14 protein-coding genes are annotated in these 16,652 nt (G+C 62.6%); 12 read left to right on the top strand and 2 right to left on the bottom strand.

Features of this window, described 5'->3' with window-relative positions; translation table 11 throughout:
- Positions 1–58 precede the first annotated feature (58 nt).
- From OLW90_RS10840 to OLW90_RS10820, 5 genes are all read left to right on the top strand, one after another.
- Positions 59–1,195, top strand: coding sequence for an MFS transporter (locus tag OLW90_RS10840; RefSeq protein WP_319650107.1), 1,137 nt, complete (start codon positions 59–61; stop codon positions 1,193–1,195).
- Positions 1,196–1,463: 268 nt separating this feature from the next.
- On the top strand, positions 1,464–2,306 hold the full coding sequence (locus OLW90_RS10835; protein ID WP_319650106.1) for an HAD family hydrolase: 843 nt from the start codon (positions 1,464–1,466) through the stop codon (positions 2,304–2,306).
- Between the two features lie 101 nt (positions 2,307–2,407).
- Positions 2,408–4,639, top strand: coding sequence for a hypothetical protein (locus OLW90_RS10830; protein ID WP_319650105.1), 2,232 nt, complete (start codon positions 2,408–2,410; stop codon positions 4,637–4,639).
- Complete coding sequence (locus OLW90_RS10825; protein ID WP_319650104.1) at positions 4,627–5,283, top strand: ABC transporter ATP-binding protein; 657 nt, start codon at positions 4,627–4,629, stop codon at positions 5,281–5,283. The genes OLW90_RS10830 and OLW90_RS10825 overlap by 13 nt, the downstream gene beginning before the upstream one ends.
- Before the next feature lie 350 nt (positions 5,284–5,633).
- Complete coding sequence (locus OLW90_RS10820; protein WP_319650103.1) at positions 5,634–5,894, top strand: hypothetical protein; 261 nt, start codon at positions 5,634–5,636, stop codon at positions 5,892–5,894.
- A gap of 410 nt (positions 5,895–6,304) precedes the next feature.
- Here the strand turns inward: OLW90_RS10820 and OLW90_RS10815 are convergent, their stop codons facing one another.
- Entirely contained in the window at positions 6,305–8,053 is a 1,749-nt protein-coding gene (locus OLW90_RS10815) for a peptidoglycan recognition protein (protein WP_413464532.1), read from the bottom strand.
- 166 nt (positions 8,054–8,219) lie between these two features.
- Here OLW90_RS10815 and glf point away from each other — a divergent pair, with 166 nt between their 5' ends.
- Positions 8,220–9,419 (top strand): UDP-galactopyranose mutase, encoded by a 1,200-nt coding sequence (gene glf / locus OLW90_RS10810; RefSeq protein WP_319650102.1) that lies wholly within the window; start codon positions 8,220–8,222, stop codon positions 9,417–9,419.
- Between the two features lie 70 nt (positions 9,420–9,489).
- On the opposite strand, the gene OLW90_RS10805 is transcribed toward glf, so the two are convergent.
- Positions 9,490–9,927, bottom strand: coding sequence for a helix-turn-helix domain-containing protein (locus OLW90_RS10805; RefSeq protein WP_319650101.1), 438 nt, complete (start codon positions 9,925–9,927; stop codon positions 9,490–9,492).
- A 403-nt stretch (positions 9,928–10,330) separates the two neighbouring features.
- On the opposite strand from OLW90_RS10805, the gene OLW90_RS10800 reads away from it, so the two are divergent.
- The 6 genes from OLW90_RS10800 (at position 10,331) to OLW90_RS10775 (ending at position 16,643) form a co-directional block, all read left to right on the top strand.
- Positions 10,331–10,558: a hypothetical protein gene (locus tag OLW90_RS10800; protein WP_319650100.1), complete on the top strand. Its 228-nt coding sequence runs from the start codon at positions 10,331–10,333 to the stop codon at positions 10,556–10,558.
- A gap of 193 nt (positions 10,559–10,751) precedes the next feature.
- Complete coding sequence (locus tag OLW90_RS10795; protein WP_413464513.1) at positions 10,752–12,731, top strand: glycosyltransferase; 1,980 nt, start codon at positions 10,752–10,754, stop codon at positions 12,729–12,731.
- Complete coding sequence (locus OLW90_RS10790) at positions 12,724–13,233, top strand: phosphatase PAP2 family protein (RefSeq protein ID WP_319650098.1); 510 nt, start codon at positions 12,724–12,726, stop codon at positions 13,231–13,233. Before OLW90_RS10795 ends, OLW90_RS10790 begins: the two co-directional genes overlap by 8 nt.
- Positions 13,234–13,236: 3 nt before the next feature.
- Positions 13,237–14,220, top strand: coding sequence for a decaprenyl-phosphate phosphoribosyltransferase (locus OLW90_RS10785; protein ID WP_319650097.1), 984 nt, complete (start codon positions 13,237–13,239; stop codon positions 14,218–14,220).
- Between the two features lie 130 nt (positions 14,221–14,350).
- A complete protein-coding gene (locus tag OLW90_RS10780; protein WP_319650096.1) occupies positions 14,351–15,370 on the top strand; it encodes an alpha/beta hydrolase family protein in 1,020 nt (339 codons plus the stop codon).
- A gap of 232 nt (positions 15,371–15,602) precedes the next feature.
- A complete protein-coding gene (locus tag OLW90_RS10775; RefSeq protein WP_319650095.1) occupies positions 15,603–16,643 on the top strand; it encodes an alpha/beta hydrolase family protein in 1,041 nt (346 codons plus the stop codon).
- Positions 16,644–16,652: the final 9 nt, after the last annotated feature.

Below are 16,652 nucleotides of genomic sequence, written 5' to 3'. Positions count from 1 at the left end.
GGGGCCTACGGAGCGACTCTCAGTCCAATGCCCACATGATGAGTGGGATCTTCGAGTTGTGCAAGTTGAGGCAGCGTGGATGGGGAGGGTGTGGTCAAGCATCTTCAAGAAAATGTGCAGGTCAGGTGGCCAGCCCAATCTTTTCAGTGGTGTATTTCACACTTTGGTCTGGATCTATGGTTCTATTGCTGGCATGTGTAAGCGGGATGATTCGTCAAGGTTGCGTCAGCGCTCGTTGATTCTTGGATCGGTTTCGGGTGTGGAGGGCTATGAGTGGGTGACATATCTTGCTTTACTTCCGTACTTATCAGGAGGCTTATGGGGTGAGATAGAAAATTCTGAAGGGATGGGATTATTAATCTTTGCAATAGGGTTCTTATCGCGTCCGGTGGGTGGATATTTCTTTGGAAAGATGTCGGATATCTATGGATATCTCCGTGCCATGAAATTGGGGATGTTGGTGGTCGTCCTATCGGTATCGTTTATGGCGGTAGTTCCTTCGGGATCGGGGCAGGCTTGGTTGGCGTTTTATCTAATGTTGCTGTGGCGTATTTTGTTGGGATTTGCGCATGGCGGGGTGAGTGCTGCGGTTAATGTGGCGAGTTTTGACTTGACCGAGAGGCGGGGAGGAGGAGTTTCTTCTTCACTTGTTTACTCCATGGCTGCTGCGGGGAAATGTGTTTCTTTGCTTGTGATATTATTATTTGATCTTTTATTGGAAGATGGCGGGATGTATGTGTGGGGCTGGCGTATTCCGCTTGCGTTGGGGGCCGTTGCGGGATTGGTGATACTTATTTTCTTATGGTGTATGGATGATTCCGCGGGTAGATCGGCGCCCTTGGTAGAGAGTAAAATTTCGAGCAGGTTGAGTTTTGCTAAGTTTTCGGCGATATTTTTCATGTCGTCAGGGACTGTGGTTTGCTATAATTTATGGGTATCTACCGTGGTTGTTGTTGGGGTAGAGTACTTTGGAATTTCAGAGCGTAAAATGTTGATTATATCGTTTCTTCAAACGTTAGTATTCTCGATATTTGTTTTTGTGGCGGGGCTTTTCTGGGATGGCAAGAACCCTCTGCGGCGATATAAAAATTATCTCGTCATTCTCTGTGGTATCAGTCCGATAATATTACTGTTCAACTTTCCTGGACTGTACCCGTCTAACGTTTTTATATTGGAGCAATCTTCCTGTCGATAATTCCACTTTCTTTTGTCTGTTCAGCAATATCTGTGGCGGTAGTGCAGGTTATGGCAGGGTCGGCAAAAGGGGTTGGTAGTGGAGTTCCGTATTCTGTAGCAGTGGCGGGGCTGGGCGGGACGGCGCCGATGATTCGTCACGCATTGGAAGATCATTATGCCGTGTTCTCTGCATATGTTTTATCTTGTGTCCTGGTTGCTCTTTGCGCTACTGCTATCGCGGAGCGGTTGTTCGGGAATGATACTGTCACCCCGCTACAATCAACCCCGTGACTACCGCGCCTCCTCAGCTCATCGTCAGCGATATTGATGGAACCCTCATCACCTCCGCGGAGCGGGTGCCGGAGCGGCTGCGGGCGGTACTGCGGAGGGCCGTCGATAAGCAATGCGCGGTGGCGCTGGCCACGGGGAGGCCGCACCGCTGGATTTTTCCGGTGCTGGAGCAGCTGCCGGTCCGCCCGGTGTGTGCCACGGCGAATGGCGCGGTGCTTTACGATCCCGCCACGGACACTATCCTGCGGGCGCACGAGCTTGCCCCGGGCACCATGCGGGACGTGGTGGCGCGGGCGCGGGAGGCGCTGCTGCGGGCGGGTGTGGAATATCCGCAGGTGAGCGTGGCCGTGGAGCGGTGCGGTGCCTCCGCTTTTGATCCGGAGGAGGAACTCTTTGTGGTCAGCCCGCAGTACGTGCACACCTGGGAGGCGCAGGGCTTCTCCGTGCGGGAGGAGGCGGAGGTGCTGGCGGAGCCCGCCGTGAAGTTGCTGCTGCGCAACGAGTACATGACCTCCGCGCAGATGTATGAGGCGATCGCCCCGGCCTTGGATCCACGGGCGGCGCACCTGACGTATTCCATGCCGGAGGGAATGTTGGAGGTGGCGGCCCCGGGGGTGACCAAGGGGCTCGCCGTGGCGGATCTGGCGCGCAGGTACGGGGTGGATCGGGAGCGCGTGGTGTGTTTTGGTGACATGCCCAATGACATTGAGATGTTGCGTTGGGCTGGGATAGGCGTGGCGATGGGTAACGCGGCCTCGGTGGTGAAGGAGGCGGCGGATCTGGTGACGGGCACCAACGACGAGTGCGGCGTGGCACAGGTGTTGGAGGGGTGGTTTTAGGGGGTAGGTGAGGATTGCCTTAGAACTCGCCGTGCCGTACCTTTTGTGAAAGTAATTCATCTCACATGTGCCCTTTTGGGCGGAGGACGATGGGGGTTCTCATGAGACGCTTCCCCTCCGGGGCGAGCGGGCTGGGCTACCTGGCCCGCCCGCCCCGTTTTGTCTCGGTGACGCTTTTCCTTGCTCTCCTTATTCTTGGATTGGTCAGCGCGGGGTTGGGAACGATGTATGCCACATACTCCGGTATCGGGGAGCGGGACGCTGCCCGCACGCCCGTTCTCGCCGCTGATGCCCCCGATGCCTCCGACGCTGCCGAGGGGGAGTCGGCCGCTTTCCTCTACCGCGAGGTGCATGACTCGATGGTGGATACCCCACTGGACGCCACCTTGATATATCTGTGGCCCCTGGCGGAGGGAGCGCCCCTCCCGCCGGGCGTGACGCAGTGGCCCGCTCCGGGCGAGGCGGTGCTTTCTCCGGCGTTGCGGGAGTTGGCGGCCGAGGAGGGATTGGATTCCCGGTATGGCCAGGTGGTGGGCACCATTGGGAGGGAGGGCCTAGCCACCGAGAACGAGGCCCTGGCCTACGTGGTGCCCCGCGCCATGCCGGAAGAGGTGCGGGAGAACTTCATGACCGCCGGGGTGGGGTACGGGGCCGAGGGCTACGGCACTGCGGCTCACGGAGCCGAGGGGCACGGTGCCGAGGGCGTGGGGACGGGTGAGGTCATAGAGATGGCTCCCCTTCCCCTGGCCACCGCCGCGTATGCCCTGACGGTGGGGGTGGCCGCCGCGATCCTGGGAGCCATTGCCGTGGCACAGGGTCGCGAGGGGAGGCAGCGGCAGAACATGCTGCTCTTTACCCTGGGATATTCCTGGCGGGAGCGCCTGCGGTGGATGGCGGCGCAGGTGTGGTGGCCCCTGCTAGGCGCGATAGCGTTTTCCGGCGTGGCCGTGGCCCTCACCGCGATATGGGGCCTGCGCCTGCCGGGCATGGGCACGGGCGCGTGGGTCGTGGATATTCGGGCGGGTCTGCCGGTGATCCTGGGGGCCATGCTCTGCTCCTGGTTGGTATTCCTTATTTATTATCTCCGTTCCTCCCTGGTGGTGCCCAAGAACCTCGCGGCCAATCGGCCGCGCGTCCGGGAACGGGAGTTCAGCCCCCGCCGGGCGCTGGCGTGCTTCCTGGCGGCCCCGGTGGCCGTCGGCGTGCTGGTGGCGGTGCAGCGCACGGGCTCGCAACTGCTCTTCTTCGTGTACCTCGCCGCGCTCCTGGTGGTGGTGTTTACCCTCTTTGCCCTGGTGGGATACCTCATGCTGCGGGTTTCCGTTGTGGTGCGGGAGCGGGGAGAGCGTCGGCGCAGCCCGGCGGTGATCGTGGGGGCGGCGGGTATCGTGCACGGGATTCGTCCTGTGGCGGTGCTGGGTGTGAGCGTGGCGGCTTGCCTGCTCGTGGGCACGCAGGTGCAGGGTTTCCTGGTCTCCTGGGCGGAGAGTTCCCGCGAGGCGCGGGCGGCCCACGAGGAGTTCCGCGATTCCGTGGTGGAGATCGCTCCCCAGATGGGCTTTTACCAGGGCTCGGAGGCGCTGCTCCCGGAACTTTCCCGGCAGGCCCCCGGTGCCACCATCGTGCTCACCCAGACCGTCTGCGGGGAGTCCGGGTGTGTGCCGCGCTACGCGACGTTGGGGCATGACGACGCCCCGATAGGCGAGGCGTACCGCCACTACCTCTTCGGGGGACGGGAGGCGCAGCGGGTGCCTCTCGATGAGGTGCTGGCGGGCGGCATTGAACAAGACCTGGGCGAGGTGATGATCTCCGTGGTGTACCCGGAAGGACAGTCCGCCGATCTCCGGGGAATCAAGGAGGCCGTGGCTGGAAACACCGTGCCCATGTGGCGCACCTGGAGCCCCGCCACCTCGGATTATTACGGTGCGAGCATGGGCGCGCGGCAGGCGGCCTGGGTGGGGTACTTTTCCCTCGTGGCGCTGGCGATCATGCTCTGCGGCATCTTCATCGTGCTTCTGGCGGATGTTTCCGCCACCATGCGGCGCATGGGGCCGCTGGTGGTGCTCTCGGATTCCGGGCGCGTGCTCCGGGGAGTGGCGTTAGTACGCCTGGGTGTGCCGGTGCTCCTAGGCTTTGTGGTGGGTGGCGGCATGGCGCTCATGCTTTCCTCCGCCCTGGCGCTTTCCTTTGGTTCCTCCGCGTCCTATGCTCTGCCCTTCCTCCTGCTGTGCGCGGCAGCGGTGGGAATGGGGCTGGCGGTAGCCACCGCCGTGTCCTTCTTCCGCGCACGAATGATGATGAACGAGTGGAAGGTGGGAACATGGACGTCCTAAAAATCTCCGGGTTGCGTGCCGACGTCCCGGGGCGCACCCTTTTCACGGGGTTAGACGTGGAAGTCCGGGCCGGTGAGGCGTTGGCCGTGGTGGGCCCCTCGGGAGTGGGCAAGTCCACGCTGCTCAATCAGGTGTTGGGCCTGGCTCCCGCCCCGGTGGGGGAGATCGAGGTGGCGGGTAGGCGCATGAATGGTGTATCCCGGGCCCAGGCCGCCGCCGTGCGACGAGAAAACATCGGCGTGATCTTTCAGGATGGGGAATTGATCCCCGAACTCTCGGCGCGGGATAACGTGGCGGTGGCCCAGATGATGATGGACCGCTCTGGTGGTGGGGAAGAACGCGCCGGGAATCTCCTGGATATGTTGGGCGTGTCCCCGAATACCCTGGCCAGGGATCTTTCCGGCGGTGAACGGCAGCGCGCGGCCATTGCTCGCGCCCTGGTGACGGACCCCGCCATGATCCTCGCGGACGAACCCACGGGAGCGCTGGATACCCTCACCCGTGACGAGGTAGCCGATCAACTTTTCTCCCTGGTGCATGAGCAGGGCAAGGCGATGCTGGTGGTCACGCACGATGAGACTATCGCGCGCCGGGCGGATCGGGTGGTGAACCTGGCGGATTACGCGCTGGGGCGGCTCCGGTGAGTGGTCGGAGAGGATTACTGTTGTGTAGATAATCTCTTCGTGTGGTAGTGTTAATCCTTAAATTCTGCTATGGGGGTGGAGCATAAAGAAGGGGGTATGGGGTAATGCAGATACTTGACTCGGCTCTATGTCATGGGATTCGACCTGCTGAGATACGGCACGCTTTTGCGCTGCCGGTGTATAGTGAACGGGTGCGGGATGGCCCTCCCAAGTATCTTGTTATCGGTTTCGATTCGGCTCAGTGTCTGCTGGAGATAATTTATGTAATCAGTGCTCGCGGTGCCGTAATTGTTATTCATGCAATGAAGTTGCATAAGAAGTACCATTTTTTGTTGAGGGGCTGAAAAGGTATGTTTACGGAAAATGGCGTAAAAATAGTCGATCATATTGATGGGATGACCTCCGTTGAAGTAGCACGGTTGGTGGCGGAGGCTGAGGCAGGTTATCCGATTGAAGCTTTGGGGAACGGGGAGCGGGGTTCAGCGGCTGTTTTGCTTGATCTTCCTGAGGATATACGGGGAGAGGTTATCCGTGTGTGTTTGGATAGTGGTGCCACCCCGCAGGAGGTGGTCACGCAGATACTTACGGAGCATTTCTTTAAAGCGGCGTGATTTATTTGCGAAAACTTGGTACTAACGGGCCCCTTATGTAGTACATTGCTAGTATTTAAGTTTAGTAGGGGCTTAAAAGCTGCCGAAAAGTACTGATACCTTGGGGGTTGAATCCAGGCCGGAGCATAATAACCACGTCGGTGCTCGGGCACTGCGGGCGATTCCCCGAAGATGGTCTTGCCTGGCGCTGTGATTTTTCCTCGCCACTGTGTTACTGGTGGGGTTCCCACTGCTCACCAAGCGAAAGGAAAGGACCTTTCCCTGCCACTGTGTGACGCATGGGGTGAACAGAAAGAACCCAAGGGGGCGGAAAACGGCAGTGGGCCCATCACCGGATTTGATCTCACCGCGAGCACACCTGGGTACGTGATACTCGAACTTTTCTCCACCACTGTGTGACTGGTGGGGTTCTACTGCGTCGCAGTAGCCCCCTGATATTCCGTCGGAGTCGCCCCGGTCACCCCATCCACTCCGGCCCCAATACCAGCCCCGGCACCGGATTCCTGGGCGGGAGCAGAGGGGGCGGCCGTGGGCTCCGAGGCAATAGCACCCGCGCCAGCCGCAGCGGTTTCAGGGGCATCAATTGCACCTGCATCCACACCGGCCTGCTCCGAGAACACGGGGGAGGAAGTCGCGGGGGCAGAGGTTGCAGCCGCAGTCTCGGAGGGGATCACCGAGTCGGTGGGCACCGCACTCGTCGTCTCTACCTCGGAAGTTTCCACCTCCGAGGTCTCTGACGTTTCAGTCTCGGCCAGCGCGTCCGCCAGGGAGTCATAGGTTTCCTTGGCGATGGCCCGGATGGTGTCCATCTGGGCGTATCCGGCGTCGCCGGGGCAGGTGGTTAGGCCCACGTCGCGGTGGGCGAAGATATTGGGCAGGGTGACCTCGGTGCCGTAGGCGTACTTGGTAAAGGAGGTTCCCTCGGAGTAATGCAGGTCCTCCCCCGTGGGGTCGAATCCCGCCAGGGCGGCGCGCCACCCGGCCAGGCGGCCCACGGCGTCGAGAGTTTCCTGCGGCGGGGTGATGGATTCGTAGTTGCCCATCATGGAAATGCCCCAGGTGTTCTGGTTGAAGCCGCCCGCGTGCGCGCCCTGCACGGCCTGGTTGAGTCCGCCGTAGCGGCCCTCGTAGATGGTGCCGTACTTATCCACCAGGGCGTTGTATCCGATGTCGCACCAACCGAGGGTCTGGGCGTGGTACTGGTAAATGCTGCGCACCACGCCGGGGGCCTGGGCCTGGGAATAGTTATTGGAACCGGCGGTGTGGTGAATGGTTAGGGCGGAAACTTGATCGTCCACGGTGGCGTCCTGGCAGCGGATGGATTCATCGGCTCCCCAACCGGCGCGGGAGACCACCTCGGGCATGCCGTAACTCTCGGACTCGGCAGCCAGCGCGATCCCGCCGCCCTGGGCGTTGCCGTCGATGAACACGGCCTGGAGGTCGGCGGCGTCGGCAACCTCGGCCACGGGTTTGATGTCGCCATAGTTGGTGGGCAGCGGCGCGCCGGTGGGTTCCGGGGTGGCGCTTGCCGACGCCTCGGGGGCCGGGGTTTCGGCAGGGGCAACCTCAACCGGGGCAACCTCGGCCGGTGCGGCCTCAACGGGCGCGGGCGCGGGTGCCTCCTCCGCCGGAGCTGGTGCCCCCACCACGTCCACGCCCGCCACGGAGACCTGCACTCGGTTGGTGGGCTCCACGTAGATCAGTTCGGTGCCGGTGGTTCCGGTGGGTGCGGTCTCGTCGAGGGGCTCGGCGTTGTACCAGGGGCCCCAGGAGCCGTCGGCGGCCTGGGCGCGCACAAAGGCGGCGATGTCGCGCTGGCCGTTCCAGGTCAGGGCGAACATGGAGAATGGCTCCTCGCGGCTGAACTCCTTGACGGTGCGGGCGGCCTCGCCCTCGCCCTGGGTGGCGATGGCGGGGTCATTGACCACCACGTTGGTGCCCTCGGCAAAGGAGACGGAGGATTCCGAGGCGGCCACGGGCGCGGCCCCGGTGACGTCGGTGGGGATGATGCCGGTGCCGATCCCGAGCGCGGCGGTGACCACGAGCGAGGTGCTCAGGATCACCGCGAGGGTGGAGGTGCGTCGGGGCGCGATCAGGTGTCGGCGTTGCTGCACGGTGGCGTTCTCCTCGGCGTGTTCTCGGTGCATGGGGTGTGCCATGAGGGATAGATGTTGATTATCGTAGACAATTGAGGTTAGAGACGCCAGTGTTTCAATGGAGGCTGAATATAATCAGCGTGGTTGCTGTGAATCGCCCACGGGCTGTACAACCGGAACCCCGCGCGCCCTCCGCCCGGCAGGGGCGGCGTCGATTAGCCTGGCACCTATGACACAGACCTATGACCTCATCGTGGTGGGCTCCGGCCTGTTCGGCCTCACCGTGGCCGAGCGCGCGGCGAGCCAACTGGGCAAGCGGGTGCTCATCGTGGAACGCCGCGCGCACATCGGCGGCAATGCTTATTCCGAGGCGGAGCCGGAGACGGGCATTGAGATCCACAAGTACGGCGCACACCTCTTCCACACCTCTAATAAGCGCGTGTGGGAATACGTCAATCAATTCACCGAGTTCACCGATTATCAGCACCGCGTGTTTGCCATGCACGGCGGCACCGCCTATCAATTCCCGATGGGCCTGGGTCTGATTAATCAGTTCTTTGGTCGCTATTACTCCCCGGAAGAGGCGCGCGCGCTCATCGCGGAACAGACGGACGGCCTGAATCCCGCCGAGGCCGCCAACCTGGAGGAAAAGGCGATCTCGCTCATCGGCCGCCCTCTGTACGAGGCCTTTATCCGCGATTACACCGCCAAGCAGTGGCAGACGGATCCCAAGGAACTCCCCGCCGGAAACATCACCCGCCTGCCGGTGCGCTACACCTTTGATAACCGTTACTTCACGGACACCTACGAGGGCCTGCCCGTGGACGGCTACACCGCCTGGCTGGAGCGCATGGCCGAGCACGAGCTCATCGACGTCTCCCTGAACACCGACTGGTTCGAGGCGCGCGAGGAACTGCGCGCCGCCTCCCCCGACGCCCCCGTGGTGTACACCGGCCCCCTGGACAGGTACTTCGACTACGCCGAGGGCAAACTGGGCTGGCGCACCCTGGACTTTGAGGCCTCCGTGGAGCCGGTGGGCGATTACCAGGGCACCCCGGTGATGAACTACAACGACGCCGACGTCCCCTGGACCCGTATCCACGAGTTCCGCCACTTCCACCCCGAGCGCGCCGACCGCTACCCCAAGGACAAGACCGTCATCATGAAGGAGTACTCGCGCTTTGCGGAGGAGGGCGACGAGCCCTACTACCCCATCAACACCCCGGAGGATCGCGCCACCCTGGAAGCTTATCGACGCCGCGCCGCCGCCGAGTCCCGCGAGAACAAGGTGCTCTTTGGTGGCCGCCTGGGCACCTATCAGTACCTGGACATGCACATGGCCATCGGTGCGGCGCTCTCCCTCTTTGATAACCACCTCGCGCCGTTCTTTGAGAACGGGGAGCCGCTGGAGCAGCCCAGGGGGCACTGAGGGAACCTCATTCTTTGAGCAGGAAGGGCTCGCTAGGCGAAAAGCGCTAGCGGGCCTTTCCTGGTTCCGTTCAGCCTTGTTGTTTCTGCTCCGCTAACTCGTTTTCCAGATCCATGAGGGCAAAGACGGCCCGGCGCTTTTCCTTCTTGAGTTCCTCCCGGAAAACCAGGACATCGCTAGAGAAGAGCCTGTGATGGCTCCCCACCATGTGCGCGGAGATTCTGCCGTTGCGGACGTGCTTCATCAGCGTGGGGCGGGTGATACCGAGCATAGCGGCGGCGGTAGTGGTGGTGACCTCTTCGGGCAAGGTGGAGATAGAGATGGGGGCGCTCTCTTTGATGGCGTGGAGCGCCCGAACGATCACGTGGTTGACTTCCGAGGGGAGGCTCTTTCCCTCGGGGGTTCGGAGATCGGAGGTGTCTTTGCCCAGCGCGGTGATGTACTGCGCCGCAGAGCGCTGTTCCTCGGGGGTCAGCAGAACGGTGTGCTTATTGACGGTGATGCTCATGTGGAGTCTCCCCTGGGCTAAAGGACTGGGATGATCGTCAGAGTAATGCTTTGCGCTTGTATCTGGAAGGCAGCGTTCGCCGATTGTTAACCTTGCGTTCACTTAGCGGCCGGTACGTCGACCTTGCCGGTCTCGTCGGGAGGTGCTGCCGCTCTGGGTGCCTGCGTTGTCGATGGGGTCAGGCTGTGACATAAATCTCTATCTTTCCGGACTCTGTAACGATTATCCGCGCTCACCTGCACATTTGCAGATTGCACTGCGTCACAACCCCCACTCTCCTGGGCGGAAAAAACCGTTTGAACCTCCCATCATTTGAAATGCCTTGCGTTGTTCGCTTGGTGACGCTAAGGTTAACAATCAGTTAACAAACGAAGTCTCCGACGTGAACCTGAAGGAAAGGATCGTGAGCACCATGACCAAGATTGATCGCCTCTGGAGCGTGCGGATGGACCTTCACGCCCGATTTGGCGCTGACCTCTCCATTGGCCTGATTGACGCCGTCCTCGATGGCGTGGCCCGCCGCTGGGAGTCCAGCCCCGCCCTCTTCCGCACTGTGCTGATCGAGCGCGAGGCAGTGGAGGAGTTGGAGCACCGCCTGCACGGCGGCATGACGAGTTCCCTCGCAGCCTAAAGTGGCTTCTCGGAAGCCCCAGAAAATACAGCCACGGCCCCGCCCCGCTCTCACCAGCAGGGTTGGGGCCGTTGCTGCGTCGTGGCTGCGTCGGGGGAGTATGGGTTAGCGCGCCGGGCGCGGTAACCAATTAGTCTGGAGGGGCGATAATAGCGGAGGAAAGAACGTCCTTAAAGGGAAGGCGAGCATCAACATCGTGAGCAAGACCTCTACGACCACAGCGGAGACCCCCACAGTCAAGGCGGTGGAACAACTCCAGCGCCTGCTCATGCCCAAGCGGGGCGAGCCTGCGGACGTGCGCAGCCTGTATTACATGGAAACGCACCAGACCCAGGAGCGGATCACCTGCCCGGATCGCCTCAGCGTGAACATTCCGGCGGGCGCGGAGGTGAGCTTTGAGACGTACTTCAATGCCTTCCCCGCGAGTTATTGGCGGCGGTGGTCGCAGCTGGACTCCGTGGTGCTGCGCGTGGAGGTACAGGGTTCCGCCCGCATTGATGTGTACCGCTCCCGCTTCGATGGGGGACGCATCGCGGTGGATTCCGCCGAGGTCACTGGCGACGCCGCCGAGTTCGAGCTTTCCCTGGCCCCCTTCGAGGACGGCGGCTGGTACTGGTTTGACGTGACGGCGGAGTCCCCGGTGACGCTTACCGGTGGCGGCTGGTTCGCCTCGCAGGCCCCCGGCCCGCAGACCATGCCGGACGGTACCCAGGTGGGGCCCTTTGAGAAGTCCGTGACGGTGGGTATTCCCACCTTTAATCGCCCCAAGGACGCGGTGGCGGCCTTGGAGGCCCTGGCCTCGGACCCGGAGGTGGACGCGGTTATCAACGCGGTGCTCATGCCGGATCAGGGCACCCAGCACCCGGCGGATGAGCCCGGTTATGCGGCCGTGACCGAGCACTTTGGGGAGCGCTTTTTTGAGTTCCGCCAGGGCAACCTGGGTGGCTCGGGCGGGTATTCCCGCATTATGTATGAGGCGCTGGGGGAGAATACCCCGTCTACTCCTTATATCCTCTACATGGACGATGACATCGCCATCGAGCCGGACGCGATCCTGCGCGCGGTGCAGGTGGCCCGGTACGCCCGCCAGCCGATCTTTGTGGGCGGGCAGATGCTTAACCTCTTGCAGCGCTCCGAGCTGCGCACGATGGGCGAGGTGGTGAACCACGCGGACTTCATGTGGTCGCCCGCCCCGAACGTGCACTATGACCACGACTTCTCCCAGCACCCCATGAATGACCTGGGCAAGCACGGCGATCCCCTGGGCACCGTGACCTCCCGTGATATTCACCGCCGCATCGACGTGGACTATAACGGCTGGTGGATGTGCCTGTTCCCCACGGTAGTGGCGGAGCAGATGGGCCTGCCGCTGCCGTTGTTTATCAAGTGGGACGATACGGAGTACTCCCTGCGCGCCAAGGACGCCGGTTTCCCCACGGCCACCTGGCCGGGCGTGGCTATTTGGCACATGTCCTGGGCGGATAAGGATGACGCGATTGATTGGCAGGCGTATTTCCACCTGCGCAATCGCTTGATCGTGGCGGCCATGTACCACCGGGGTGACGTCAAGGGCATTATCAAGTCCCTGCGCAAGTCCACCTTTAAGCACGCGATGTGCCTGGAGTATTCCACGATGGCCATTCAGATCGAGGCTCTCAAGGACTTCCTGGCCGGGCCGGATCACCTCTTTGAGATCCTGGAGAGTTCCCTGCCCCGGATCAACGCCCTGCGCAAGCAATACCCGGACGCGCAGGTGGTGCCCTCGGCGGCGTCGCTACCCAGCCCCTCCGGCTTGCCCGGCGGGGTGCCCATTCATGACATCGGCGGCAGGCTCGCCCCGGTGAAGAAGTTGCGGTGGCTGGCCAAGAGCCTGGTTCATTCCGCGCGCCCGGCGCAGGAACAGCACCACGAGGTGCCGCAGGCACACCTCAGCAAGCACGAGGCGCGGTGGTTCTCTTTGTCCCGCCTGGATAGCGCGACGGTGACCACCGCGGACGGCAAGGGCGTGACCTTCCGCAAGCGCGACCGGGAGCAGGCCAAGGCGCTGCTGCAAGAGACGCTGCGCTTGCACAAGGAACTGGCCGCACGCTTCGAGGGGCTGCGCGGGGAATACCGCGCGGCCATGCCCCGGCTGACCAGCCGCAAGGAGTGGGGGGAGATCTTCGGTGCATAAGGGTTTTTCTGAGGCGGACATTCTGGTGGCGGTGCAAAAGGTCGCCGCCGATCGCCCCGGCGTGCTTCCCGCTGCGCGGGGCCTGAGCGCCTTTGGCGAGCACGCCCTGGGCTGGATGGGCATTGCTGCGGCGGGGGCGGGCGTGGACGCGCCGCGACGCCGCGAGTGGCTGCGGGTGGGGGCGGCGGCGGTGGCGAGCCATGCGGCGTCGATAGCCATTAAGCGGGTGGTGCGCCGCAAGCGTCCGCACGATCCCCGGATTCGGGTGGGCGTGTCCACCCCCTCCAAGCTGAGCTTTCCCTCCTCGCATGCCACGTCCACGGCGGCCACGGCGGTGGCGGTGGCGGAACTGACGGGAAGCCGCGCGCCCCTGGCCATTGTGCCGGTGATGATGGCCTCGCGTATGGTGCTGGGAGTTCATTACCCCACTGATGTGGTGGCGGGTACCGCGCTGGGCGCGGTGATAGGCAAAGCCATGATGAGGGAAAAGGGAAAGGCATAGCGCGTGACGGAGCAGACGACGGGCATTTTTAGCTCGGAACCGCACACCGAGGGCATCGACGACACGAAGAAGCGCAAGCCGCCAAAGAACCTGATCGACGGCATGATCAAGGCGCTGCGCCCCAAGCAGTGGGTGAAAAACGTGCTGGTGGTGGCGGCCCCCGCCGCCGCCGGTGCGGACGCGCTGCTCAATCAGCGCACGCTTATCGACGTCGCCCTGGCCTTTGTGGTCTTTTGCCTCGCGGCCTCCTCCATCTACCTGATCAACGACGCCCGCGATGTGGAAGCGGATCGCCAGCACCCCACCAAGCGCTTCCGGCCGATTGCCGCCGGGGTGCTGCCGGTGGGCATGGCCTATGCGATGGCCGTGGTGTTGATCCTGGGGTCACTGGGTATTTCCCTGTTGGCCTCCTCCGGCTACGGCTTAGCGATCGTGGCGGCGGTGTACATTGCCCTGCAATTGGGCTACTGCTTTGGGTGGAAGCACCAGCCGGTGATTGATATTGCGCTGGTGTCCTCCGGGTTCATGCTCCGCGCGATGGCCGGTGGTGTGGCGGCCGGGATCGACCTCTCGCAGTGGTTCCTGCTGGTGGCGGCCTTTGGCTCCCTGTTTATGGCGGCGGGTAAGCGCTATTCCGAGCTGCTGCTCGCGGAGCGCACGGGGGCGAAGATCCGCAAGTCGCTGCGCGGTTATACCCCCACCTACCTGCGCTTTGTGTGGACGCTGGCGGCCACCGCCGTGGTGATGAGTTATGCGCTGTGGGGCTTTGACATGTCCAATACCGTGGACGCTTCCTCCGGCGTGTGGTACCAGGTTTCCATGGTGCCCTTCACCATTGCGGTTCTGCGCTATGCTGCCGACGTGGATCGCGGCGATGGCGGTGCCCCGGACGAGCTGGCGCTTTCCGATCGCGTATTGCAGGCCCTGGCGGGGCTGTGGATCCTGTGCATCGTGCTGGCGGTGTACGTCATGCCCGCGCTGGTATAGCCCGTGATAAGAGCCGCATAAAGCGCTGTGGCCTCGGTTGTTTCCCGGTGTGTAACGGTTCTGTGATGATGGATGATGAGAGTAAAAGAATGAACCCGCTGGGGAACTTTGACGTGAGAGAGGTATGTCCATGAAGTCTGGCTTGCGCTTTGCACCGCGCGCCGTGATGGCCGTGGTGGCCGCCATGCTGACCGCCCTGGGCGTGATGACCGTGGGGGCGGAGCAGGCTCATGCCGCCAACCGCGATGGTCTGCGTCCCGACGCCACCGGCACCTGTGAGTGGGATCCCCACGGCTACTGGGTGCAGCGCTGCGATGTGTGGTCGCCCTCGATGGGGCGCAACATCGCGGTGCAGATTCAGCCCGCCGGGCGCGGCGGTAACGCTGGCCTGTACTTCCTGGACGGCCTGCGTGCCACCGAGGAAACCAACGGCTGGATGGGCGTGCCCAACGCCCCGGCGGTATTTGAGAATGACAACGTCACCCTGGTGATGCCGGTGGGCGGCCCCGGTTCTTTCTACGCGGACTGGAACGCCCCGGCTCAGTACGATGCCAATGATCCCGTGAATTACCAGTGGGAGACCTTCCTTTCCCAGGAACTCCCTCCGTACCTGCAACAGCACTTTGGGGTATCCCCCTCCAATAACTCCGTTCTGGGTATCTCGATGGGGGCCACCGGGGCCATGACTCTGGCGGCCAATCACCCCAACCAGTTCCGCCAGGTGTTCTCCCTGTCTGGTTACCTCACCAACACCCTGCCCGGCGCACAGAGCCTCATGCGCGTGGCGATGATGCAGGTGGGGCTGAATATCAATGACATGTACGGTTCGGTGATCAGCCCCCGACGTTTTGCCAACGATCCCTTCTTCAACATGGAGGGTCTGCGGGGCACGGACGTGTACGTCTCGGCGGCCTCGGGATTAGCGGCTCCGGTGGATTACCAACTCCCGCCGCAGGACATCGCGGCGGGCTCCCCGTTGGAAACGCTTTCCCGTGCCTCCAGTCAGATGTGGACGAGCAAGGCGCGAGTGACGGGCATCAATGTCACCGAGAATTACCCCGCGGTGGGTCTGCACAACTGGAACCTGTGGGTGGATCAGCTCAATAACCACGTGCGCCCGCGCGTGCTGGAGGTCATGGGCGCGGCGTAGAGTCCGTGGGCTTTGGCCTAGAAAGAATGGCAACGCCGGGCGTGGCGCGCCCGGCGTTGTGTGTAGGTCGGTTAGGATCAAAATGTTATCCATGTGGCTTATGTGATTGCTGTTAATATTGTGGTAAGAAGTATGGCAGTGACCATGCCTGGTGCCTCGATCCGGGCTGGGGCATGTGCGGCCATGTGCGGCCGCATGGCTGCGAATAAATAAAAAGACGTGAGGAAGCAAAATGCGCAGTGCACACGCCGGGATCAGGCCCCGGATGGAAAAGGTGATGGCCGCCGTGCTGGTGGCCGTGATTGCCGCCGTGGGAATGATGGTGGCCGGGCCCCAGACCCGAGCCCACGCCGATAACCGGGACTGGTTGCGTCCCGATTCCACCGAGACTTGCGAATGGGACCCCGCTCTGTACTGGATTCAGCGCTGCGATGTGTGGTCCCCCTCCATGAACCAGCACATTCCGGTGCAGATCCGTCCGGCCTCCCGGGGCGGCAACGGCGGCCTGTACCTGCTCGGCGGCCTGACCGTGGAGGACCCGAACAGCTGGGTGCGGGACTCCAACGTGTACAAGCTCTTTGAAAACGATAACGTCACCCTGGTCATGCCCACGGGCGGGCGCGGCTCCTTCTATGCGGACTGGGAGGCCCCGGCCAGCGTGCTGCCGGTTCCGGCGGCCCCGATGATTAACCCGGATTACCGCTACGAGACCTTCCTCACCCAGGAACTGCCCGCTTACCTGGAGGCGAACTTTGGTGTGGCGCGCAATAACAATTCCGTGGCGGGCGTGTCCATGGGCGCCACCGGTGCGATGAACCTGGCCGCCAAGCATCCGGATCAGTTCAAGCAGGTGCTCTCTCTGTCCGGCTACCTCACCCTGACGGTACCGGGCGCGTACTCGGTGATGGGCCTCATGCTCCTGGGCGTGGGCGGCTTTAATATCAATAATCTCTACGGCTCCCTGATGAGCCCCAAGCGTGTGGAGAACGATCCCTTCATGAACATGGGTGGCCTGCGCAACTCCGATGTTCTGGTGCTGGCTGGTAGCGGCCTGCCGCGCGAGGACGATCTGAAGGACCCGTGGAGCCTGGTGGTGGGCGGCGGCCTGGAGCAGGTATCCCGCCTGTCCACGCAGATGTGGAGCGGCAAGGCGCGCCTGGAGGGGGCCGTGGACACGGAGGTGTACCCGCCGCTGGGTCTGCATAACTGGCCGCTGTGGAATGACGTGATGGCGCAGAACCGCGAGCGCATTTTGCAGGCGCTGGGGGCCTAATGGGGCACC

Source organism: Corynebacterium sp. 21KM1197, assembly GCF_033783015.1.
GTDB lineage: Bacteria > Actinomycetota > Actinomycetes > Mycobacteriales > Mycobacteriaceae > Corynebacterium.
The sequence above is the reverse complement of the archived record's forward strand: the minus strand, read 5'-3'. Positions and strand labels throughout refer to the sequence as shown.